Below are 23142 nucleotides of genomic sequence, written 5' to 3' on the forward strand. Positions count from 1 at the left end.
CCCTCGTGGATAGGTGCTTTTTTGAAGGAATAAAAGCCAAATCTTATCTTCCTGCACTCTCCAATTGGTATAATGCACTAATGTCGCCATCTGAAAGAGCTTTGTTGTACACACGGATTTCGTCAATTAAACCTGTCATTGGTTTTTGCCAAGCATCAGGTGTTCCCGAAATGTTTGTTCCCCAAGCACCAATCAATGCTTTTGTAGGGCCAGTAAAGTTCAACGCACCAGTTGTCCCACGAGCTTCCCACTCAGGATTTGAGATTTTTGTTCCGTTGGCGTAAACCTTAAACATTGAAGTTGTACCGTCCCAAGTGATGACGAAGTGTGTAAGTTTTCCTCCAAACTTAGCCGCTTGAACTCCACCTTTTGATGGCTCATTTCTTGAATCTTGCCAAGAATCATTGCCGTTTACTTTCGTTACAACCAAACCTTTCACTACAAGTGTGTCGCTGGCTGCTTTTCTCCAACCCGATTCAATCATTAGATTTACATTACCAGCCCATTCGTTTGGACGTGTTAATGAAAATAAAGAAGATGGAGCAGAACCATTATTGCTAACATTTGCCCACAAACTAACGGTTGCACTTGGTAATGCACTCATACTGGCAATAACATCATAGGACAAATATCCTTCGGCAAATTTTGCAGCTTGCCCTTTGATACCTGCTGCATAGCTCACATTTTGTGATTTTGTAGGCATTGCTCCTGATTTTGCTTCTTTTCCATCTCCATTTAAACCCCAATAAGCAACCAAATTTGAAGCTGCTACTTCATCCGCACTGTTGAAACCGCCAATTGGTGGCAACGAAACTTCATCATCTTTACATGATGCAAAAAAACTGCCAGCAGCTATTACAACTGCTAAAATTCTCAAAGAAACACGATTTGTTTTCATACAATTAATAAAAGGTTAACGAAATTTAATGTTAATTAATAATTTAAAGTTTTGTTTAGTACACAGAATTTATAGTAAAAGCGGTGGTTTAGTAATTTTTTTTGATGAATTGTAATACGACTAGTTAATAGTTGAAATATATAAAGAGATATATTAAATAACTGATTATCAGCTTGTTATAAACTGTGGACTCGTCGACTACTGACTGTGGATTGCTCAATAACCATTGTTTTGCGATAGTTTTCCGCCACTAAGAGCAATCTGCAACGCTGGAATTGGTAATAATTCATTTTTACCTGCTACAAAATTTTTGTTTGTTGCCGTAAGAATTTTGGCAGCTCTTCCTGTTCTTACCAAATCAAAGAAACGGTCATGTTCCATAGCCAGTTCGATGTGGCGTTCTTGCCAAATGGCTTCTCTAACCTCTGTTTGACTGAATGCTTTCGTAGCAAGCAAACCTGCTCGTTGACGCACTTTATTGAGGTTAATGATTGCTTCACCACTTTTGCCAAGTTCATTGGCGGCTTCGGCATTTATCAATAAAACCTCTGCAAATCGTAGTAAATGAATGTTTTTTTGCTTGCGGTCACGATTTCCTAAGTAACTTTCAACGTTCTTATTTTCCGAGTGATAAGCCTTATAATTATAGCGAAGATTTTGAACCGAATCAGCACTTGGAATTCTGAAACCATCATAGAGCGTAGTTCCTTTATATTTTCCGCTATTATCGATGAAAATAATGGTTGAATGCTTTCTTAAATCGCCTGTTTCATAAGCATTTGCCAAACTTTGTGAAGGAGTACAAAAACCCCAACCGAGGTCAGTCCAACCACCTTTGCCACCAACTCGAGGGCCTTGGAACATTGAATACGCATTTATACCAAAATCTGAATTATTAAATTGCCCAGTTTGAATTTCAAAAATGGCTTCACGACTATTATCGCCTACTTGTCGCCAAATATTTTCGTAGTTAGGTAATAAATCATATTGACCAGAGTTGATGACTTCTTTGCTTAAATCATAAGCTTTTTGCCACTCTTTACGGTACATATAGACTTTTGCAAGCAAAGATTGAGCTGTACCTTTGGCAATTCGTCCTGCACCAGTTTGGTTGCGAAGTGGAAGATTAGCTACACTAAACTGAAGGTCATCTAAGATAACTTGATAGATTTCTTCGGGCGTAGCACGGGTTTGAAAAACTGGGTCATTATTAGCATCGCTGGCATCTTTTGGCACTCTCAAAATTTTTGGTACACCACCAAACCAGCGTACTAAATTGAAATAGTAATAACCACGAATAAATCTGATTTCACCGATTAATCTTTTCTTCATTGACTCATCAAGCGTTGACTGCTCAACACTCACGATGGCATTATTTACCTTTGCTATTCCATTATAATGTCCTCCCCAAAGCGATTGCACAAATTGATTGGTAGGGGTAAGTGTAAAATCATCAATAACACCAACAGTGCCTTGTTGGTCGCTTGGTGTACTACCTTTTTCGGCATCATCCGAAATAATATTGGTGGCTGATACAAAAGCAATTCCGTGAATATCGCCTTCGGCACCAAAGGCCTCAGCGGTCATAAGGCTATTATAAACACCAACAACCAAGTTCTGAGGTAAATTTGGGTCAGTTTCAGCAGTTGGTTTGCCTTGAAGTGGCACATTCATAAAATCGCTGCTACAAGCATTGAGCCAAAAAGCTACGGCAATAAACGAACTGATTTTTATTATATTTTTTTTCATTGTTCTCTTTGCTAAAATTCTGTTCAAAAATTAAAATCCAACATTTATTCCAACTGCAAGCGTTTTGGTAGTTGGGTAGGCGTTTAGCTCAATTCCAGAACGAGTAGGGTCGCCAGGCAACTCTGGTGTAAAACCTGAATATTTTTTGAATGTGAAAAAGTTTTGAGCAGTTACAAAAACTCTTGCCGAACTAAGTTTTATTTTGTTCAATAAATTGTTTGAAATATTATAGCTTAAAGCAATATTATTGATACGAATGAAATCGCCCGACTCAATAAAGTAAGTAGAAGCGGGTAAATTTCCTGCGTTTGCCGCTGGTTCATCATTGATTCCGCTGCCACGTGACCAACGCCCGTAAGCCATTGAAGCCTCCACATTATCAAGCAATCCTTGACGGAATGCTTTTTTACCATTGTAAACTTTATTGCCAAAATTGCCGTAGGCATCAACACTCAAATCAAAGTTTTTGTAAGTAAAACCAAAGTTCAAACCGAAAAAGGCTTTTGGTTGGTAAGAGCCAACAAATACTCTGTCGGCATCATCAATTTTACCATCATCGTTGGTGTCTTGGTATTTGAAATCTCCTGCTGAAGCACTTGGCTGAATGATTTGTCCATTTGCATTTTTGTATGAACTAATTTCATCATCAGTCTGAAAAACGCCCAGCACTTGAAGAACATAAAAGCTACCAACTGGTTGGAAATTATCGGTTTTAGTTGTGTATGCCGAAGCACCAACTCCGCCATCTAAAATTGGTTGTCCACCATTCAAACCAATAACCGAGTTTTTATTGAAAGTAATGTTTGCACCAACACGATATGATATACTTTCGTTGATTTTATCACGCCAGTTGAGGGCTGTTTCAAAGCCAGTATTTTTTATTGAAGCTGCATTTGTTAATACAACACCATCTTTATCGCCTGTAACCGAAGGTACTTTTACATTGATTAATAAATTGCGTGATTTTTTATCATAAAATCCAAATTCTCCCTGTAATTTGCCATTTAAAGCACTAAATTCAAGTCCTAAATCGGCTTCTTCTGTTGTTTCCCATTTAAGATTTGGGTCTTTGATTTGAGTAATTGCTGAACCCAGAGTAGCTGTTCCACCCCCAAAAGCATAAGCTAAATTCGGCTCAACCGTTACGATATATCCATCAGAATCAATTCGGTCATTGCCCACTCTTCCCCAGCTTGCACGAAGTTTTAAGGTTTGGAAAACGTTTTGATTTTTTAAGAAATTCTCATTGCTCAACACCCAACCTGCACCAAATGATGGAAAATATCCCCAACGATTATTTAGCGGAAATCTCGAACTTCCATCGGCACGCATGGTGGCTGTTAGTAAATATTTATCGTTGAAATTATAATTCAAACGACTGATGTACGAATTACGTGACCATTTATCTCCTTCGCCCGAATTGGTCGATGTATTAGCATTTCCAGTATTAATATACCAAAGGTTTGAGGCCGCAGGAACATCTCTTCTAAAAGCCGAAAATTTGCTTATTGAATAAGCCTCGGCGGTTGTACCAGCCAAAAGTGTTACGGTATGTTGTCCAAATTGTTTATTGTAAGAAACCGTATTATCCCAAACCCAACGGAAGAAATTTTCGGTCGTTGAACTTAAATTACTATTTGGGTTTCGTTGGTTTCCCCCAGCAGTAAGGAAAGTTGTTTGGTCGTTATTAAATTGATAGTTATAAACTCGGCTGTTTCTAAAATTCAAGTCGCCCCCGATACTGCTTTTAAAAGTTAATGCTTTGATAGGATTAAACTCTAAATATGCCGAAGATTGTAAACGATTAATAACTGCATAGTCATCATTATTATTAATATCTAAAACTGCATTTCCGACATTCTGATATAGCGAAGTATTACCATATTTGCCATCTTGAACAGCCTCAATGATAGGTGCTGCACGATATGCGTTATTGTAGGCAGTTCCTAAATTTACATTTTGGTCACGGCTATTGGCTAATGAAGTCGAAATGCCAGTTTTGAGTTTTTCGTGCAGAATAAAGTCATTATTTAAACGAGCCGTAAAACGTTTGAAATTGTTTTTTATCACAATTCCTTCGTCAGCCATATAGCCTAAACTTAGATAATTTTTAGATTTCTCTGAACCACCAGAAATAGACAAATTATGATTTTGCATAAAGGCATTTCTGAGGATTTGGCTGTACCAATCAGTTGAAATATTGCCTGCTTGCACTACCTGACCACTTGCTGCACTTACATAGTTGGCATATTCGGTTGCATTGGCCATTTTTACCATATTGGCAACCGAACGAACACCAATTGAGTTATTATAATTAACACTTATTTTGCCTGAACTACCCTTTTTTGTTGAAATAATAACAACACCATTTGCTCCTCTCGCACCATAAATGGCAGTGGAAGAGGCATCTTTCAAAATATCAATATTGGTAATGTCTGAAGTATTTATATTGCTAATATCATCGGTCAAAACGCCATCTACGACAAATAGCGTGGCTGTTCCTGCCAAAGCCGTTCCTGTTCCACGAATACGAATATTTGGCGAACTCCCTGGGCGACCGCTGCTAATAATTTGTACACCAGCAACCCTACCTTGAATGGCTTGAGTTGGAGTCATTACGGGTTGCTTCATTAAATCTTCTCCTTTTACACTTGAAGTTGCCCCCGTTACATCCACTTTACGTTGAGCACCATAACCAACTACAACTACTTGCTCCAATTCATTGCTCGATTCTTCAAGCCCAATAGTCAGTCTTTCTTGACCGTTTACAATAACTTCTTTGGTTGAATATCCAATGAATGAAACTACCAAAACTGCATTCTTCTCGGCATTGATACTAAAGTTGCCTTCAAAATCTGAAATTGCACCGGTATTAAGGTTTTTGACTTTAATTGAAGCACCTGGAACGCCCTCTTGTGTTTTCGCATCAATAACTTTTCCTGTAATTTTATGCTGAGCATATGTTATCGAAGACCAAAACATCAATAACAAAAAGCTCCACGTCTTCTTTGATGAAGTATATTTTTTTTCGTTGTACATATTGATAAAATGGATACGGTTTTATTGTAAATAGGAAGTTGTGTGGATTTATGAAATTCTTTACACTAATAAGTGTCTAACACATCATTGACTAATTTTTACTTTTTACAAATGCTTTTTCATTGAAATTGTATAGTGGGTAATTATTTTTGATTAATTGAAAGAATCAAAGAATTAATGTAAAATTTCTGTTGCAAAGTACAGGTGTTTATCATTTAAATCCTAAATTTGGGCTACATCAATACTACATCATTTGTTTGGTTTTCGACGAATTTGACTATTTTTACCACATCATTACTAAAATCACTACATCAAAAATGACTTTCTGTAAAAAAATACCTCATTGTCTCAAATTGATACTTTTGATGCTTTTTTGTACAGATTTGCATGCACAAAAACTCTCAAACTTATGTCATTCTGACTTATATAATTATTCGCATCAGAGTTATAAAGCACATCGTCAGAATTGGGGCATTGCTCAAAACCCCATCAATTATTTCATGTATTTTGCCAATACCAAAGGTTTGCTCGAATTTGATGGAACTCAATGGACAACTTATGAATTGCCAGCAAAACAAATTGTTCGTTCGGTGGTTTGCGATAAAAAAGGAAGGATCTATACAGGTGCTTTAGGTGAGTTTGGTTATTGGGAAAGAAATGAAAAAGGACTACTTAAATATTATTCGTTGAAGTCAAAAATCAAGGAGTCGTTTTTTAATCAAGAAGAAGTTTGGCATATTTTGGATACTCCCGATGGCGTTTTCTTTCAGTCGTTTGCCTTGATTTACTTGTATAAAAATAATACCGTTCAGAAATTGACCGCTCCAGGGAATATCCTTTTTGTATTTGAAGTCAATCGTCGGTATTTTATTGATGTCTTAGACAAAGGATTGTTTGAAATCATCAATAACCAATTTGTTTTTGTACCTAAAAGTGAGTTTTTGAAAAAAGAATCGGTACACACGATTCTACCGCTGAATGCAAAGAATGCTTTTTTAATTGGTACAAACAGAGGGCTTTATCAGTTTGATGGAGAGAATTTTAAAACATTTAATCCTCAAACGCAATCGTTTATTCAACAAAATCAACTTAATGCGGGAATTCGGCTAAAAAATGGTGATTTTGTATTCGGTACTATCTTAAATGGCGTAATTTTGACTGATGCCAACGGAAATATCAAAGAGAAGTTTAGTCAGAAAAATGGCTTACAAAACAATACGGTTTTATCACTAAAAAGTGATTCGGATGGAAATGTTTGGATGGGGCTTGATAATGGCATAGCTATGTTGGCTCTCAGTTCACCCTTCAAATATTTTGAAGACATTGAAGGCGAACTTGGAACGGTTTTCGATGCGGCTATTTTTCAAAATCATCTTTTTTTGGCTACCAATCATGGTGTTTTTTATACTTCCCTCATCAATCCCAATCGACAATTTAGTTTAGTACCAAACACACAAAGCCAAACTTGGGATTTGGAAGTAATTGATAATCAGCTATTTTGTGGACATAATAACGGAACTTTTAGAATAGAAAACCTTCGAGCTACACCTATATCTACCATTACGGGTGGTTTGGTAATCAAACATTTGAAGGCGTTTCCTGATTATTTAATTCAAGGTACATATACCAAACTTTGTATTTATAAAAAAGATTTGAGTGGGAAATGGGCTTTTTCGCATACAATTGATAATTTTTCTGCACCAATCAAACAACTCGAAGAAGCGTCTAATGGCGAAATCTTTGTAAATACCTTAAATAATGGCATTTTTCGCTTGAAACTTTCAGCCGATTTAAGAAAAATAGCTTCTGAAAAACAAATTAAATTGGATTTTCTGCCGAAAAACCTTGCAAAGGTTAACCAACAAATTATTCTTACTACTGACAAATCAAGCTTAGTTTTTAATGAAAAAAGTCAAAAGTTTGAAGATTTTAGACCTCTCAATGAAAAAAAATATTTACAGAAAATTTTCCCAATTTCTGCTCAAGAACAATGGTATTTACAGGCAAATGGTGCGTTTGGGCGTATTTCTGAAAAGAAAGAATGGTTGGAATTACCACTCAAAAAAGATTCTTGGGTAACTGATTATGAAAGTTTATTAGCATTTGACTCTACATTCTTTTTCTGCAAAGAAAATGGTTTTACAATTCTGAATCGCAGTGATATTTCCTCTTTATTGGGCTTGAAAGGTCGTAAACCACTCATCAAAAGTATAAAAGTTGATGGTTTTGAAGAGCTGAATATGATTTTTGAGAATAATTCATCGTCTGACGATTTTGAATTTAGACACAATCAAAATACGCTTCGGTTTTCGTTTAGCTCGACTGATTTTTCATCGTCTGTAAAATATGCTTATTGGCTCGAAAATAACATGAGTCATTGGTCGGAGTTTACTGAAAACTATGAAAAAGAATTTAATAATTTGCCTGCAGGAAATTATGTGTTGCACCTCCGAACAAATACAAGTAACGAGGAAACGATTTTAAAATTTACAATAAATGACCCTTGGTATTGGAATTTTTGGAGTAAGTTTTTGTATATTTTACTATTTGTAGGTCTATATTTTTATCTCTACAAGCTTCATTTAAAACGCCTTGACGAGCAAAATAAGCGACTTTTACTCGAAAAAGAAGAAGAATTGCACAAAAAAGAAGAACAAAACCGACAAGAAATTATTCGCCTACGTAATGAGCAACTCGAACAAGATGTTGTTCGGAAGTCGGAAGAATTGGCAAATTCGACCATGCAATTGATTAAAAAGAATGAGTTGCTACAAAAGCTAAAGTCTGAAAGTCAACAAATTGAAACGCAAACGAAGGCTGGTTCGCTCAATCAGATTATTAAATTGATTGATAATAATATAGCTTCGGGGCATGATTGGCAGATTTTTGAGCAAAACTTTAATCGTGTACATGAAGAATTTTTTAAAAAATTACTCGAAAAATTCCCCGACCTTACTCCAGGGGATTTAAAACTTTCTGCCTATTTACGCATGAATCTTTCCTCAAAGGAAATCGCTCAGTTATTAAATATTACTTACCGAAGTGTTGAACTCAAACGCTATCGACTGCGTAAAAAGCTTAATCTCGAAACTGAAGAAAATTTGGTTGAATGGCTAATGAGTGAATTTTGATTGTATGTAGTTTAGGATATTTCTAATAAATTTTTGTTAATTGCAACAGATTTGAATACTTAAACTATACCTATGAAAAACTACATTTTGACCTTGGCCCTGCTATTTTGTTTAGCTTGCGAACAAAAGAAAGAAGCTGCTAATACTTATTATCAAGAACAGCATCGTCCACAATTTCACTTTACGCCTGAAAAAGGTTGGATGAACGACCCCAATGGTCTCGTTTATTATGATGGCGAATATCATTTATTTTACCAACATTACCCCGACAGTACCGTTTGGGGGCCAATGCACTGGGGACATGCCATCAGTAAAGATTTAGTTTCGTGGGAACATCTGCCGATTGCCTTATATCCTGATTCTCTTGGTTATATTTTTTCGGGAAGTATAGTGGTTGATGAAAATAATACAACTGGTTTTCAGACTGGAAAAGAAAAACCCTTGGTGGCGATTTTTACCTATCACGATATGGTGAAAGAAAAAGCTGGCCGAAATGACCGTGAATCGCAGGGAATTGCGTACAGTTTGGATAAAGGACGAACTTGGACGAAATATGAGAAAAATCCAGTTTTGCCAAGTAAAGGAGATGCGGATTTTCGTGACCCAAAAGTGTTTTGGCATGAAGCTACTAATAACTGGATAATGCCTTTGGCAGTTGGAAAAAAACTGGAAATTTTCACTTCACGGAACTTAAAAAACTGGCAAAAAGCGAGCGAATTTGGTATAAAAGAAAGTGTGAATGATGGCGTTTGGGAATGTCCAGATTTGATTTCTTTTAAGACTGAAGATGGCACAGAAAAATGGGTTTTGATTCAAAATATTGGCCGTGGTGCAATAAATGGAGGTTCGGGAACGCAATATTTTGTAGGTAACTTTGATGGAAAAACCTTTACGAATGACAATTCGCCCGAAACCAAACTTTGGTTAGACTATGGGGCGGATAATTATGCTGGAGTTTCATGGTTTAATGCACCAAACAATGAAAGAATTTATATCGGGTGGATGTCAAATTGGGACGATTATGCGAACATTGTACCCACTTCAACTTGGCGAAGCGGAATGACTGTCCCTCGAAAATTATCTCTCATCCAAACTTCGGAAGGCTTCCGTTTGGCTCAAATGCCAGTTTCTCAACTTGAATCTTTACGTTTATTAAGTACAAATATTCCAAAGCAAACTATTTCAAATTCGACTTTAATCGAAAATAAAGCAATTTTAAATGAATTAGATTTGTCATTCGATTTAGCAGCATCAACGGCTACTGAAATGGGTTTTGTAATGTCAAATTCAAAAAATGAAAAACTAATTTTTGGCTATGATAAAGCTGCAAAACAAGTTTTTATCGACCGATCAAATGCAGGTAAATCTGACTTTTCGACAAAATTTGCTAAGAAACATACAGCTCCATTTAATGATGGTAAAATATTGAAAATCAAGGCGTTAATTGATAATGCTTCGATGGAAGTTTTCGTAAATGATGGTAGTGTTGCCTTGACAGATTTGTTTTTTCCGAATGAAGATTTTACTAAAATTGAACTTTATAGTAAAGGTGGAAAAGCTGAGTTGACCTCAGGAGCATTATCTCCATTGAAATCAATTTGGAAGAAATAAAATAGGTTTCTCGTGGGAACGTCCAAATTGGACGTTCATCGCAAAAAATAAAATAATTATACTATTAGTCGTTAAAAATAATGTCAAAGAAAAATATAGTTTGTTTTGGAGAAGTTTTGTGGGATTTGCTTCCTACTGGAAAAATAGCTGGTGGAGCTCCAATGAATGTGGCAGTTCACGCCAATCAACTGGGTTTGGATGCCATCATGATTAGTGCCGTTGGCGACGATGAATTGGGAGAAGGAATTACTTCATTTTTATCAAGCAGAGGATTATCCGTTTCAACTATTCAGAAAAATGAATATCAAACAGGTATTGTAGAAGTAACTTTAGATGCAAAAGGTAGTCCATCTTATGAAATCATCCAGCCTGTTGCTTGGGATTTTATTAGGTTGACAGAAAATGCAAAAAAAGCTGTTCAAGTAACTGATGCTTTGGTTTTTGGTAGTTTGGCTTTACGAAATGAAGTTTCTAAAAATACACTTTTCGCACTTCAAGCAGAGGCTAAGTTGAAGGTTTTGGATATCAATCTCAGAAAACCCTTTTACACTTCTGAATTGGCCGATGAGCTTTTTAAAGTTGCCGATATTGTAAAAGTTAACGACGAAGAACTCGAAATGATTTGTGCATGGTATGGTCAAACAGGCGACGAAACAGCAAATGCAAAGTTTTTGAAAGAACGCTATCAACTTAAAGGAATCATCGTAACAAGAGGAGGAAACGGTGCATTTTTTATAGATGAAAACAATGAGTTTGCTGAGCATCAAGGTTTTAAAGTGACAGTGAACGACACCATCGGAAGTGGAGATTCATTTTTAGCATCCTTCATAACAAAATGGCTAAACGGAGAAAAACCAGCCGAAGCATTAAAATTTGCCTGTGCAGTAGGGGCATTTGTGGCTACGCAGAAAGGAGCAACGCCAGTTATTTCGGAAGAAGATATTTTGAAAATAATGAATTAATTATGTACAACAATCTTCCAAATTGTTCTTGTAGTAACAATTTGGAAAATTGTTGTACTATCAGTTAGTAAATAAATACGCCCACGCTATCAAAACCAATTGTAAAGGAAGTCTTAACCACAGCAACCACTGTGGTATTTTTTTGAATTTTCCAGAAGTTGCCATGTAAATATTTGCTGGGAAAACCGCAATCAGCAATAAAATAATTCCCCATGCCGCCAATGCTTGAGTTTGACTAAAAAGTAGTCCAATACCCAAAATAATTTCTGCAATTCCGCTGATAATCACCATTTCTTCGTGGTTTGGAATGTACGGAGGCATGGCTTTCATAAAAAAGTTTTTCTTCGTAAAGTGAGAAATTCCAGCAAATACAAAGAATCCCGCCATGATATAAAGGGGTATTTTCTCCATAAGTCTCATCATTAAATTTATTCATCGCAAATTAAGCCAAAAATTGATTTTTATGGTTTATTTTACAGATAATCTTTATCCGAACTACATATCTATATGAATAAAACTTCTGCTTTTCTTATAATAATTTGGGGATTTTTGTATTTAAACTCTGTTTTTGCTCAAAAACCAAAAACAGAGGCCTATTTTCCTGCATTCAATAATTGGCAATCAAAGAATCCTGCCGAATTAGGTCTAAATGTAGAGAAGATTAAGGAAACGATAAAATTTGCTCAAGATAATGAAATAAAGAATCCAAGAAATATGGAAGTGTCTCATTATCAGTCATTTGGTAAAGAACCTTTTGGCTTTGCAATTGGGCCTTTTGCCGAACGTGGCGAACCAACTGGTTTAATCATTCATAAAGGATATATTGTTGCTCAATGGGGCGAACCAAATCGTTGCGATATTACACACAGTGTCACCAAAAGTTTTATGTCAAGTGTGGTTGGGCTTGCAGTTGACAGAGGTCTTATCAGAAGCGTTTTTGATACTGTTGCATCTTATGTTCCACCTATCGAAATTTATGGAAATCCAGTTAATCGTATGGCAGATGATTTTGGAAAACCCGAACTTCTTCAACTTTTTGATACGCCCCATAATAAAACTATTACATGGAATTCATTACTCCGCCAAACGAGCGATTGGGAAGGTACGCTTTGGGGAAAACCCGATTGGGCCGACCGTCCAGACAAAGATGCGGCAAAATGGCTAAATCGACTAAGAAATGCACAAGGAAGCGTTTATGAATATAATGACGTAAGAGTAAATGTATTATCATTAGCGGCGTTGAGTGTTTGGCGTAAACCTTTGCCACAAGTTTTGAAAGAAAATCTGATGGATAAAATAGGAGCATCAAATACTTGGCGTTGGACTGGCTATAGAAACTCATGGATAGTGTTGGATGGGCAAGCTGTTCAGTCGGTAAGTGGAGGTGGACATTGGGGTGGAGGAATGTTTATCAATGCCTATGACATGGGGCGTTTTGGTTTGCTTTCACTAAACAAAGGTCGTTGGAAAGACCAACAGCTTTTATCAGAAAATTGGGTAAATCAAGCACTAACACCAACACCCGCACAGCCAACGTATGGGTATATGAATTGGTTTTTGAATACCGACCAGAAACTATTGCCAAGTGCTTCATCAAAAGCGTTTTATCATCTTGGTAATGGAACAAACATGATTTATGTTGATCCCGACCACGATTTGGTGATGGTTGTTAGATGGATTTCAACTGATGCTATGGATGGAGTTGTGAAGAAAGTTTTAGAAGCATTTCCTCAGAAGTAGATATAGAAAAGTATGAAATATATGAAAGTCGGATTCGATAATTAAAATATAAGTTGTTTATAATAAGTGTTTTATCTCTTGTTTTTTGTCTAAAATCTTTCGTTTAGTTATTTAATAATTATCTATTCAAAATAAATCAAAATGAAAAAAATCAACCTAATTGCAGTTTTATTAATTATTTCAATGGGTGTTTTCGCCCAAGCAAAAAAAGAGTTTTATGAACTCCGTACGTATGAATTGAAATTTGGTACGCCCCGTTCAAATATTGAAAATTACTTTAAAAATGCTCTTTTTCCTGCCTTAAATAAATATGGTGTGAAAAATATCGGTGCTTTTGGCGAAATGGGATTATCTGACCCTGGAAAAATATATATCTTGATTCCTTATGCTTCTATCGAAGAATTTGCGAAAGTCAATGAAAAAATTAAAACTGATGAAGATTTCTTGAAAGCAACCCAAGAATATAATGCTTTACCGCCTGAAAAAGCACCTTATGCTCGTTATACTTCTTCGCTCATGAATGCGTTTGACGGAATTCCACAGTTGGTAAAGCCAACTGCTGACCAAAAATTATTTGAATTGAGAATTTACCAAAGTTATTCAGAAGATGCAGCTCGTCGTAAACGTAAAATGTTTAATGATGAAGAATTAAAAATTTTTAGAGATACTAAGCTCAATTCAGTGTTTTTTGGAGAAGTGATTGCGGGCGAACACATGCCTTGCCTTACGTACATGTTAGCTTTCAAAAACATGGAAGAGCGTGATGCAAATTGGAAAGTTTTTGGCTCAAACCCCGATTGGAAACGCATTTCGAGTGCTGCCGAATATGCCAATTCAGTTTCGCATATTATTAGAGTTTTCTTAGTTCCTTTACCTTATACGCAACTCTAAGATTATGAAAAAATACATTTTAATAGCATTTTCATTGTGTTTGACATCGGTTTTAAAAGCACAAAATGAAACTTACGCCGAAAAATTAGGTTTCCCGAGAGGAGCAAAGGTAGTAATCATGCACGTTGATGATGTCGGGATGTCGTATGATTCAAATGTCGGTGCCATTAGAGCCGTTGAAGAAGGTGTTGCTACTTCAATGAGCGTAATGATGCCTTGTTCGTGGGTGCCAGGTTTTGTGCATTATCTGAAAAGTCATCCTCAAATTGATGCTGGTTTGCATCTTACCCTGACTTCTGAATGGAAAGATTATCGTTGGGGGCCGCTGGCTGGAAAACCAACCGTTCCGAATTTAGTCGATTCAGAAGGGGCAATGTGGCGAAGTGTGGAAGAAACTGCCAAACACGCTTCAGCCGATGAAATTGAAAAAGAAATCAGAAGTCAATTAGAAAGAGCAAGAGCAATGGGCTTTGAACCAACGCACATGGACTCGCACATGGGAACACTCTTTGCACGACAAGATTATTTGGAACGCTATTTTAAAGTTGGTATCGAAAATAAAATTCCTGTGATGTTTCCAGGCGGGCATGATACGATGATAATGCGTGATGGTGCGGCAGGACTGACTTTGGAGCAAGCTCAAAAAATCGGCAAAATGCTTTGGGATGCTGGTTTGCCAGTCTTAGATGATTTGCACAATATCAGTTATGGCTGGACAATGGACAAAGTGAAAAATCCTGACGAAAAGGCTTTACAGAAATATAAAACTCAAAAATACATCGAATCATTTAAGGATTTGCAGGCGGGCGTAACAATGGTGATTATGCACTGTACTTCGCCAACCGAAGTTTTCGAGCATATTTCTGATTCTGGAAATACTCGTCGTGGCGATATGCTGGCCATGATTGACCCCGCTCTGAAAAAATATATCCAAGATAACGGCATTATTCTGACAACTTGGAGAGAACTGAAACAACGGAGAGATAAAGTGAAATAAAATAATTGAGTAAAACGCCCACCATAAAAAGATGGGCGTTTTATTTTTACATCATTCCAAAAATATCATTCGTATTAAAACCTCGGCGTTTGATGGCTTTTTGTTCTTGACGATATTGGTCAATTAGGTATTTAACTTGGTTGCTATCCTTATAATACGGTGCTTGTTTTTCTTCGTTTTTAATGATTTTCTTTAGGTTTGAAATCTCTTTTTTAAACTTAGTTTCTAAACTTTGGTAGTTATCAGAGCCAAAACGGTCATATAACGAAGGACCGAAAAATGAAGTTTGCCCAAACGAAGTTGTTTCTGAAAGCTCATCCTCGAGTTCGGCAACTTGTTGTTTCAATAATTTTACGTAATATTTCAAACTTTCATCATTGCTATGTTCGAAATCCGTTCCTAAAAGTTCGAGTCGGAGACGTAGCAAATCAAAAAGGTCGTCTTTTTCGTAAGCTTCCGTAATTCGGTGCATCAAAAGAGTTTTTCGTTCTTTTTCAAGGTCATCCTTTTCACGGTCGGGGTGAAATGCTTTCACCAATTCCATGTAAATCTGACGACTCGTTTTGTTCAAATTCTTTTCTTCTTGGCGTTTTTTATCTTCTTTTTCAATTTGTTTGGCTGTTTTCTTTTTATTTGCTCGTCGGGCTTCATATTCGGCTTCATCGGCGGCCATTTGTTGTTCGAGGTATTCTTGAAATTTTTCGGGGTCGCTCAAATCCACCTCATCATCGAATTTCATTCCAAACATTGAAGAGAATGATTCTTTTAGCGTTTCAGATGCCATTTTATTGGCCTCTTCGTTTGCTTCTTCAAAACTTACACCGTTGTTATGTCGAGTAAAAATATCGCTTAATTCATCAGATTGTGTTCGAGTGATATACTCACCCGCACGCTCTAAAATCATCTCCGAAAGTGTTTCATTTTCACGTTTTTTGAAGATATTTTGCTGAAAAAGAGCATCTAAATAAATGATTTCTTTTACCTGAATCTCAATAAGTTTTTGTTCGAGAGGTAAAATTTCGGCTGAAATCTTTACTTGAATCTGCTCAATTTCTGTTTTTACAAAAGCAATTTTACTTTTCAGCAAATCTATTTTCTGAATGTTTACATTGAATTGCTTCTGTAATTTGCTCAATACCGCTGAGTTTTGAGTTTTTATTTGAATGAGTTCTGACATCAGAATGTGCTAAGTTTTTTGATAGAATTAAACTGCAAAGTATTATTTTTGTGAAAAACGAATCGGCTGAATATAAAACAGCAGTTTTCAGCGTTATACAATCGAATGAAACATCTCGTACTTATATTGATATTTTTGTTTGCACTCCAAAGCTGCTATGTTTATCGACCTTGCCCTGTAAAATCTTGTAAGGTTGAGATGGAACATAAACACGGTGGACGTACTTTCAATCCACGTAAGTTTTGGAAAGGGAAAATACATTATTTGGGCGAAAAGGCCATGAAAGACCGCAAAAAGCAACAAAAACTTCAGAAAGAACGCCGTCGAATGGAACGTCAACGAAATTAATAGGCAGCACAAGTTTCAAACTTGTGCTATTAAAAATCTAAATGACAGTTTATCCAACCTTCATCAAAACGAGTTGGAAAGTTTTTGCGGTAGAAATTAATGGCTGGTTCGTTCCAATCAAGCACTTGCCACATCATTCCTGTGCATTCAGTGTTTTTTGCTTCTTCAATTACTTTATCGAAAAGAAGTTTTCCTAAGCCATATCCACGCATCGACTCTGTAACCACAATATCTTCAAGATATAAACGCTTACCTTTCCAAGTTGAATAGCGGTAGTAGTAGATTGAAATACCCTGAACTTTGCCATCCACCTCAGCAACAAAGCAACCAAAAATCTTATTTTTGCCGAAACCATCTTTGAGCATCATCTCAACGGTATTTGTCACTTGTTGAGGTTCTTTTTCATAAACCGCCAATTCATAGACAAGCTCATACACTCGCTCAACATCGGTTTTCTTTATTTTTCTTATCTTTATTTTCATAGTTTTAGCTCTAACACTTTGTTGGTAAATGAGATTTTAATTGGTTAGGTATTTCTATTGTTTTGATAACTAAGTTTTAAATGTCTTTTATTTTCGATTTAAAGTAAAAGGATGAATTTATTTTAAACTTGGTGAGGCTTAAAAAATTGTTGGTTAATGCCTTACATTCGTCATTCGTAAATCTAAATTCGTCAATCTACTTAATTAGGAACGTTCGTTATTTATATAAGACTCCCATTTTTCAAGAACATTCTTGAAATCATCGGGTAGCTCAGTATCAAACTGCATCCATTCTTTGGTTCGAGGATGAACAAAACCAAGAGTTTTTGCATGAAGAGCCTGTCGAGGCATTACTTCGAAGCAATTTTCAACGAATTTTTTGTAATTAGAAAACTGCTGTCCTCTCAAAATTTTATCTCCACCATATTCGGAATCACTAAAAAGAGTATGCCCCAAAAATTTCATGTGAACCCTAATCTGGTGAGTTCGCCCAGTTTCTAAATTGCACTGAATCAACGAAACATAGCGAAAATCTTTCAGAATCTTGTAGTGCGTAATTGATTCTTTGCCGTGAGAAGCATCTAAATATACTTCGCTCAGTTTTCGGTTTTTCAGACTTCGACCGATATGATTATGAACAGTTCCAGTTGTTTCTTTCGGAACTCCCCAAACTAAGGCATAATACGTGCGTTCGATGGAGTGGTCGGAGAACTGTTTGGCCAGAAAAGTCATCGAAAAATCGTTTTTGGCAATTACTAAAAGTCCAGAAGTATCTTTATCAATCCGATGCACTAAACCAGGGCGAATCTCACCATTTCTATGCGTTGGAAGGTTTTTAAGGTAATAAACTAAGCCGTTCACCAACGTTCCCGACCAATTGCCAACGGCAGGGTGCACCACCATACCCGCAGGTTTATTGACAACCATCAGGTCTTCGTCTTCATAAACAATATTTAGTGGAATATCTTCTTCGAGCAATTCATGGTCACGTGGAGGGCGTGGCAGCGAGAATGTAATGACATCGAAAGCTTTTACTTTGTAACTTGCCTTAACCGTAATGCCATTGACTTTGATGGCTTCTGCATCAATAGAGTTTTGGATTTTATTTCGAGAAATATTTTTGGTAAAATGAGGCAAATATTTATCCAGACGCATCGAAACTTGACCTTTATCGACCACAATACGTTGATGCTCGAATAACTCGTCTTCTTCTTCGTTTTCTATATTTTCTTGTACTTCAATCATTATCCTTAAATTTACGGCAAATTTAAGATAAAATGGCTGATATTTCTGCAAACATCGTTTTCTCTGAGCAAATTAATCGAATTCTTACTTTGCCTTCACCTTTACAAAAATTAGACGACGCTCTCTTTACAAAACATGGAATTGATGTTTTTGTAAAACGAGATGATTTGATTCACCCCGAAATTTCAGGAAATAAATGGAGAAAACTAAAATACAATTTGTTAGATGCTCAAAATCAGGGAGTTAGACAAATTATTACATTTGGAGGAGCTTACTCTAATCATATTTATGCAACGGCAGCTTCAGGAAAATATTTTGGTTTTGAAACCATAGGTATTATCCGTGGCGATGAATTGAGTGAAAATTCATCAGAAACACTAAGATTTGCTGCGGAATGTGGCATGAAACTACATTTTGTTTCAAGAACAGCATATAGAACTTTGAGAGAAAATCCAGCATCTCGTAATACATTCAGTCATTCAAAATTAATTCCAGAGGGAGGAACATCGCCACTGGCATTGGGTGGAGTAGGGGAAATGGTAGATGAAATTGTCCAGCAGTTGGGTCAAGCACCTGACTATATTTTTTGTCCAGTAGGGACGGCAGGTACGATTTCAGGAATAATTGCCAAAACTACACCAAAGACAAAAGTTATAGGCGTTTGTGTCTTGAAAAATGGACAGTATTTACTGAATGAAATAGACAATTTGCTTGAAGTCTCGAATGTTAACAGGGTTCAAAACCCGGTCAACGTTAATCTTGAAATTTTATGGAATGAACATCATGGAGGATACGCAAAAAAAACACCCGAATTGTTTGATTTTGTTTCAAAATTTAATGCTGAGCATGATTTTGAAATTGAACCAATTTATTCGGGTAAAATGTTTTTTGCATTTTATAAAAATTTTTTAACAATGATAAAACCTCAATCTAAAGTTATATTGATTCATACGGGTGGATTACAAGGATTTATTCACTAATGTCTTGAAAGTAAGTGTGTTACCATAAGTGGTCATGCCATTTGAAACCACAAATGCTCGAAAATAGTAGCTTGTATTTGGTATAAGATTGGTGGCATCTTCACTATAAATTGTTGGAAAAATACTTACATTTTTTTCTTTACTGGATTTAGAATCGCTCGTTGTAGGTAGATTATTGCTTGCCGACCAACAAATACCATATTCATTGACATCGAAAGTCCCTTTTGCTTCTACGATCCCTCTGAGTTTTGCCGTTGTGGTAAATATTAAAATAACGGCATCGGTTTTTATAGTTGGCTGAATGATATCAGCAGTTTTGAAGCTTATTGTTGGGCCAAAGATTGTTTCCGATGCAATAGTTGCATAATTTCTTGCATAATAAGTTGTACTCGTTTTTAAGCCTTGAATTATATCTGAAAACTTGAAAGGGACAACATTCACCACCGTAATAGCTCCATGCGATATTTTTGAGTCAGCCAAAGTTGGCATTGCATTTGTTTCAGCATAAACAAAGCCGTAATCTGATATATATTGATTGCCGACATCGATGATGGCACTCGAAAATCTCGTTGATGAAATTGTAGTTTCTGATACTGTAATAGCCTCTAAAATTGGTGGAATCGGAACAATTTCTTTTGTTTTGCAAGAAAGAATGCTTGTCAGACAAAGTAAATTAACAGTGATTTTAAAAAATGCTTTCATAATTACCGATGTTTTTTTTACAAAGGTCTGGGAAATTGCTTTAAAAAGTTTTACAGAATTATACTCAATTCTTATATCATTCACATTTCTTTGAAATTACAGAATAAAGGTGATGAGAAATGATGACTTAAATTATGAGATTAAACATATAATTGTATGAAAAATCCCCCAAAAGTTCTTATAAACCTTTTGGGGGAAATTCTTTAGCTTGTTCAAATAAGATCATAATTCTGATAGTAACAGCGGGGTTAGTTTCAACTGGGTTTTGGGCCAATGTAAATTTTTAAGTATTACAAATAAGAGAATTGTTGTCTTTTTCATGGACATAAAGAGCATGTTGCTTATGAACCAAAGTTCATCATTTAAAAATATGGTTTTGATGTAGCTCGTATTTTTAACTATGAAAACCCCTTCGATAAAATTAGATCATATTTAAAAGTAAAAGTTAAAAGCTCTATTTAGAGCTTTTTAATTGTAAAAACCACAGGACGTGCCACATAAATTGTTGCTGGATTTGAGACATCGTATAAATTTGAGTAGTAGTCACGGGTTGTAAAATTAAAGCTAATTTGGTCTCCAACAGTTAAACTTAATAAGCTAATGATTTTTGCTGCATCATACGAGACTGTGTTTGAAGCACAATCATACTTATAACCACCTATAAATTTTTCAATTACCGTTCCGTTTTTAACAATTTGAACTTGATAGTTGAATGACTTATAGCATAAGGGCAGGTTATTTTCTGTATCACTATATAAATTTGCATCACCTAATATTTCGTAAACTCCTGTCTCAGGCACTGTGTAAATACCCGTTGTGTTATTCCAATTACTGCTTACATCCAAATCTTCAGTTGTATTATTAAATGGATAGGCTGAGCCATCTCTAAAATCATTAGTCAGGTAGCTACTGAATCCCCCAGAAGGTCTTGTCACTTTTACTGCACCATAAGCTGGGTTACGCCATGAACTATTTCCAGTGGCATCAGACACTAAATTTTTACCGACTCCTTGGGTTCCATTAGAAATCTTTAAATCTCCTGTCATACTTGTATTACCGATTACAGACATACTTGCGTTTATTGTAGTACTCCCATTTAGGGTTGTTGTTCCACTTACAGTTGTATTCCCATTTAGTGTCGTGATTCCGTTTACAGTCGCATTTCCAATTACCTGGAATTTGCTGGTTGGATTGGTTGTTCCTATTCCAACATTACCATTATTTAAGATAGTCATTCTTTCTGTCAAACCTGAAAAAGAAGTACTTGCCCCCGTAAAAAACGATAAATTAGCCTCGGTGGTTGATGTACCCATTGCACTGATTCGTCCTGTCCAATAATTTCCATTTTTGAAGTACATATTGTTATTATTTGAACTAACAAGGGTATTAAGGTTTCTTAAAACCAGATTGTTTCCATCGGTACTACCCATATCAACTCTTCCACTCGGAGAAATTGAACCTAAATTGACTCCAATAAATCCTGCTGCATCAATTTCAACACCTTTATTGAAACTACTATTTGAGCCTGACCCAAACATAAAGCTATTACTCGAATAAAAATTAACATCACCACTACTACTAATACCAATTCCATTGTCAGCAGTACCATTTAACGATATTTTGGGAGTAGCTCCTAAAGCAAAGCTTAGTGGTGCGTTTGGGGTCGAATTTCCGATTCCAACATTACCATCAGTTGCAACTGTAAGAGCTGGCGAACCAATATTATTATTCGAAAAAAGTGTCAGAGGATGATTTGTTGTTGTTCCTATACCACCTGTTGTGGTTGTTGCATAGGTTGAAATTCCAATAGTTCCATTTGTATGTGTTAAACCTGAACTGTTTGTGGGTGTTTGTATAGTCAATCGACTTGAAGGAGAACTTGTACCGATTCCAACATTTCCTGATGTAGTAAGTGTCATTTGTGTACTACCCCCATTGGTATAAAAGTAAAGTGGAGCTAAGGTTTTAGTCCCAATCCAGCCAGCATTGCCACCTACATAAGTAGAAATTGTATTTGTACCATCAGTGTGAGAGATGCCATATGCGTTTGAAGCAGTTTGGACTGTCAATTTATCGGCAGGTACTGAAGTCCCGATGCCTACATTACCAGTATTGGTCGGTGATATATTATTATTGTTAACTATATTTCTTGACCATAGGTTTTCGCCCTCAGTGAGTAAAGACCAATTTGGGATAGATGGAATACCACTTCTGTTCACCCAAAAACCAGATGGACTATCTGTTTGGTAAATCAAAAGTCCTTGAGTGGGATTACTAATTGCACTCTTTTGGGTAGCGGTCACTCTTGGAATTGCAATTCCACCCGTTGTAGAGGAAATATTTATATTACCAGTATTACCAGAAGTAGGACTAATAGTAATTGATTGTCCAAGTGCATAATTTAAAGCAAATACTGAGAGGATAAAAATCTTTTTCATGGATATAACGAGTTTGATTGGTTATGATGCAAATTTCTGCATTCATTCAACACCCGTCAATCGGATAAATATATGGTTTTGTCAAACCAATTTGTCTTTCAAAGCCTTCACAACGGCTTCGGATTTTGAGTTTACGTGTAGTTTTTTGTAAATATTATTTATGTGGCTACGAACAGTTCCCATGCTGATATAGCAGTTCGAGGCAATCATTTTATATGAATCTCCATTGACGAGACATTTTAGAATGTCCAGTTCACGCTCCGAAAGGTTGTTTTCTTCGTTTTTAATAGCTTTGGGTTGGGCAAAATACTCCAAGACCTTACGGGCAATGGCAGGAGTCATGGGTGAACCCCCGTGATAGATTTCATGGATAGCTTCAATGATTTCGATGATTTTTGATTTTTTTAGTAAATATCCACTCGCACCAGCCTGCAAAGCACTAAAAAGTTTATCTCGATCTTCAAAAACTGTCAGAATTAGGATATTTACACTTGGGAAATGCTCTTTTATTAGTTGTGTGGCTTCAATACCATTCATTTGTGGCATATCAACATCCATCAGAATTACGTCAGGAATACCTTCATTCTGACAGTTCTGAATAATATTGATAGGAGATTCGTACGCTCCCAAGAAATCGAATTCTTCTGAGCTTTGCAGCAAGTGTGTGAGGCTTGTGCGAAGCGTCAGGTTATCTTCGTATAATACTACTTTTATCACGGTTTCAGGCATAATGGTTATGGGTAGCAAAGTGA

Annotated in this window: 18 protein-coding genes; 8 read left to right on the forward strand and 10 right to left on the reverse strand. The window is 36.2% G+C overall.

The window, feature by feature from the left end; all coding sequences use genetic code 11:
* Window positions 1-43 precede the first annotated feature (43 nt).
* From ABR854_RS04895 to ABR854_RS04905, 3 genes are all read right to left on the reverse strand, one after another.
* Window positions 44-898: a LamG-like jellyroll fold domain-containing protein gene (locus ABR854_RS04895; RefSeq protein WP_350264248.1), complete on the reverse strand. Its 855-nt coding sequence runs from the start codon at window positions 896-898 to the stop codon at window positions 44-46.
* A gap of 216 nt (window positions 899-1114) precedes the next feature.
* Window positions 1115-2647, reverse strand: coding sequence for a RagB/SusD family nutrient uptake outer membrane protein (locus ABR854_RS04900; protein ID WP_350264249.1), 1533 nt, complete (start codon window positions 2645-2647; stop codon window positions 1115-1117).
* Window positions 2648-2677: 30 nt separating this feature from the next.
* A complete protein-coding gene (locus tag ABR854_RS04905; protein WP_350264250.1) occupies window positions 2678-5686 on the reverse strand; it encodes a SusC/RagA family TonB-linked outer membrane protein in 3009 nt (1002 codons plus the stop codon).
* 365 nt (window positions 5687-6051) lie between these two features.
* On the opposite strand from ABR854_RS04905, the gene ABR854_RS04910 reads away from it, so the two are divergent.
* The 3 genes from ABR854_RS04910 to ABR854_RS04920 all read left to right on the forward strand — a co-directional run bounded on the left by ABR854_RS04910 (window position 6052) and on the right by ABR854_RS04920 (window position 11390).
* Window positions 6052-8817, forward strand: a complete 2766-nt coding sequence (locus ABR854_RS04910; protein WP_350264251.1) for a helix-turn-helix and ligand-binding sensor domain-containing protein — start codon at window positions 6052-6054, stop codon at window positions 8815-8817.
* 72 nt (window positions 8818-8889) lie between these two features.
* On the forward strand, window positions 8890-10428 hold the full coding sequence (locus ABR854_RS04915; protein WP_350264252.1) for a glycoside hydrolase family 32 protein: 1539 nt from the start codon (window positions 8890-8892) through the stop codon (window positions 10426-10428).
* Between the two features lie 80 nt (window positions 10429-10508).
* The gene (locus tag ABR854_RS04920; protein WP_350264253.1) at window positions 10509-11390 is read left to right on the forward strand and encodes a carbohydrate kinase family protein; all 882 of its coding nucleotides are present in this window, start codon (window positions 10509-10511) and stop codon (window positions 11388-11390) included.
* 60 nt (window positions 11391-11450) lie between these two features.
* On the opposite strand, the gene ABR854_RS04925 is transcribed toward ABR854_RS04920, so the two are convergent.
* Window positions 11451-11801 (reverse strand): DoxX family protein, encoded by a 351-nt coding sequence (locus tag ABR854_RS04925; protein WP_350264254.1) that lies wholly within the window; start codon window positions 11799-11801, stop codon window positions 11451-11453.
* Between the two features lie 96 nt (window positions 11802-11897).
* On the opposite strand from ABR854_RS04925, the gene ABR854_RS04930 reads away from it, so the two are divergent.
* The 3 genes from ABR854_RS04930 (at window position 11898) to ABR854_RS04940 (ending at window position 15018) form a co-directional block, all read left to right on the forward strand.
* Window positions 11898-13130, forward strand: a complete 1233-nt coding sequence (locus ABR854_RS04930) for a serine hydrolase domain-containing protein (protein WP_350264255.1) — start codon at window positions 11898-11900, stop codon at window positions 13128-13130.
* 141 nt (window positions 13131-13271) lie between these two features.
* Window positions 13272-14021, forward strand: coding sequence for an NIPSNAP family protein (locus tag ABR854_RS04935; RefSeq protein WP_350264256.1), 750 nt, complete (start codon window positions 13272-13274; stop codon window positions 14019-14021).
* A gap of 4 nt (window positions 14022-14025) precedes the next feature.
* Window positions 14026-15018, forward strand: a complete 993-nt coding sequence (locus ABR854_RS04940; RefSeq protein WP_350264257.1) for a polysaccharide deacetylase family protein — start codon at window positions 14026-14028, stop codon at window positions 15016-15018.
* 46 nt (window positions 15019-15064) lie between these two features.
* Here the strand turns inward: ABR854_RS04940 and ABR854_RS04945 are convergent, their stop codons facing one another.
* Complete coding sequence (locus tag ABR854_RS04945) at window positions 15065-16195, reverse strand: hypothetical protein (protein WP_350264258.1); 1131 nt, start codon at window positions 16193-16195, stop codon at window positions 15065-15067.
* Window positions 16196-16300: 105 nt separating this feature from the next.
* On the opposite strand from ABR854_RS04945, the gene ABR854_RS04950 reads away from it, so the two are divergent.
* Window positions 16301-16543 (forward strand): hypothetical protein, encoded by a 243-nt coding sequence (locus ABR854_RS04950; RefSeq protein WP_350264259.1) that lies wholly within the window; start codon window positions 16301-16303, stop codon window positions 16541-16543.
* A 29-nt stretch (window positions 16544-16572) separates the two neighbouring features.
* Here the strand turns inward: ABR854_RS04950 and ABR854_RS04955 are convergent, their stop codons facing one another.
* Together ABR854_RS04955 and ABR854_RS04960 are read right to left on the reverse strand one after the other, a co-directional pair.
* The gene (locus tag ABR854_RS04955; RefSeq protein ID WP_064196547.1) at window positions 16573-17025 is read right to left on the reverse strand and encodes a GNAT family N-acetyltransferase; all 453 of its coding nucleotides are present in this window, start codon (window positions 17023-17025) and stop codon (window positions 16573-16575) included.
* Between the two features lie 204 nt (window positions 17026-17229).
* Window positions 17230-18270: an RluA family pseudouridine synthase gene (locus ABR854_RS04960; protein WP_350264260.1), complete on the reverse strand. Its 1041-nt coding sequence runs from the start codon at window positions 18268-18270 to the stop codon at window positions 17230-17232.
* Window positions 18271-18302: 32 nt separating this feature from the next.
* Between ABR854_RS04960 and ABR854_RS04965 the strand changes: the two genes are divergently transcribed.
* Window positions 18303-19250, forward strand: a complete 948-nt coding sequence (locus ABR854_RS04965) for a 1-aminocyclopropane-1-carboxylate deaminase/D-cysteine desulfhydrase (RefSeq protein ID WP_350264261.1) — start codon at window positions 18303-18305, stop codon at window positions 19248-19250.
* On the opposite strand, the gene ABR854_RS04970 is transcribed toward ABR854_RS04965, so the two are convergent.
* From ABR854_RS04970 to ABR854_RS04980, 3 genes are all read right to left on the reverse strand, one after another.
* Complete coding sequence (locus ABR854_RS04970; protein ID WP_350264262.1) at window positions 19230-19952, reverse strand: hypothetical protein; 723 nt, start codon at window positions 19950-19952, stop codon at window positions 19230-19232. The two genes, ABR854_RS04965 and ABR854_RS04970, sit on opposite strands and share 21 nt — an antisense overlap.
* Window positions 19953-20410: 458 nt before the next feature.
* The gene (locus ABR854_RS04975) at window positions 20411-22390 is read right to left on the reverse strand and encodes a beta strand repeat-containing protein (RefSeq protein WP_350264263.1); all 1980 of its coding nucleotides are present in this window, start codon (window positions 22388-22390) and stop codon (window positions 20411-20413) included.
* Window positions 22391-22471: 81 nt separating this feature from the next.
* Window positions 22472-23119, reverse strand: a complete 648-nt coding sequence (locus ABR854_RS04980) for a response regulator (RefSeq protein WP_350264264.1) — start codon at window positions 23117-23119, stop codon at window positions 22472-22474.
* Window positions 23120-23142 lie beyond the last annotated feature (23 nt).

The organism is Emticicia sp. W12TSBA100-4 (genome assembly GCF_040253585.1).
Lineage (GTDB): Bacteria > Bacteroidota > Bacteroidia > Cytophagales > Spirosomataceae > Emticicia.

What these genes read in the sequence shown, in the direction of transcription:
- ABR854_RS04920 (WP_350264253.1), top strand. Translation starts at nt 10,509, where the DNA reads ATGTCAAAGAAAAATATAGTTTGTTTTGGAGAAGTTTTGTGGGATTTG.
- ABR854_RS04980 (WP_350264264.1), bottom strand. Translation starts at nt 23,119, where the DNA reads ATGCCTGAAACCGTGATAAAAGTAGTATTATACGAAGATAACCTGACG.
- ABR854_RS04935 (WP_350264256.1), top strand. Translation starts at nt 13,272, where the DNA reads ATGAAAAAAATCAACCTAATTGCAGTTTTATTAATTATTTCAATGGGT.
- ABR854_RS04965 (WP_350264261.1), top strand. Translation starts at nt 18,303, where the DNA reads ATGGCTGATATTTCTGCAAACATCGTTTTCTCTGAGCAAATTAATCGA.
- ABR854_RS04930 (WP_350264255.1), top strand. Translation starts at nt 11,898, where the DNA reads ATGAATAAAACTTCTGCTTTTCTTATAATAATTTGGGGATTTTTGTAT.
- ABR854_RS04915 (WP_350264252.1), top strand. Translation starts at nt 8,890, where the DNA reads ATGAAAAACTACATTTTGACCTTGGCCCTGCTATTTTGTTTAGCTTGC.
- ABR854_RS04970 (WP_350264262.1), bottom strand. Translation starts at nt 19,952, where the DNA reads ATGAAAGCATTTTTTAAAATCACTGTTAATTTACTTTGTCTGACAAGC.
- ABR854_RS04900 (WP_350264249.1), bottom strand. Translation starts at nt 2,647, where the DNA reads ATGAAAAAAAATATAATAAAAATCAGTTCGTTTATTGCCGTAGCTTTT.
- ABR854_RS04905 (WP_350264250.1), bottom strand. Translation starts at nt 5,686, where the DNA reads ATGTACAACGAAAAAAAATATACTTCATCAAAGAAGACGTGGAGCTTT.
- ABR854_RS04910 (WP_350264251.1), top strand. Translation starts at nt 6,052, where the DNA reads ATGCTTTTTTGTACAGATTTGCATGCACAAAAACTCTCAAACTTATGT.
- ABR854_RS04895 (WP_350264248.1), bottom strand. Translation starts at nt 898, where the DNA reads ATGAAAACAAATCGTGTTTCTTTGAGAATTTTAGCAGTTGTAATAGCT.
- ABR854_RS04955 (WP_064196547.1), bottom strand. Translation starts at nt 17,025, where the DNA reads ATGAAAATAAAGATAAGAAAAATAAAGAAAACCGATGTTGAGCGAGTG.
- ABR854_RS04975 (WP_350264263.1), bottom strand. Translation starts at nt 22,390, where the DNA reads ATGAAAAAGATTTTTATCCTCTCAGTATTTGCTTTAAATTATGCACTT.
- ABR854_RS04925 (WP_350264254.1), bottom strand. Translation starts at nt 11,801, where the DNA reads ATGGAGAAAATACCCCTTTATATCATGGCGGGATTCTTTGTATTTGCT.
- ABR854_RS04940 (WP_350264257.1), top strand. Translation starts at nt 14,026, where the DNA reads ATGAAAAAATACATTTTAATAGCATTTTCATTGTGTTTGACATCGGTT.
- ABR854_RS04960 (WP_350264260.1), bottom strand. Translation starts at nt 18,270, where the DNA reads ATGATTGAAGTACAAGAAAATATAGAAAACGAAGAAGAAGACGAGTTA.
- ABR854_RS04950 (WP_350264259.1), top strand. Translation starts at nt 16,301, where the DNA reads ATGAAACATCTCGTACTTATATTGATATTTTTGTTTGCACTCCAAAGC.
- ABR854_RS04945 (WP_350264258.1), bottom strand. Translation starts at nt 16,195, where the DNA reads ATGTCAGAACTCATTCAAATAAAAACTCAAAACTCAGCGGTATTGAGC.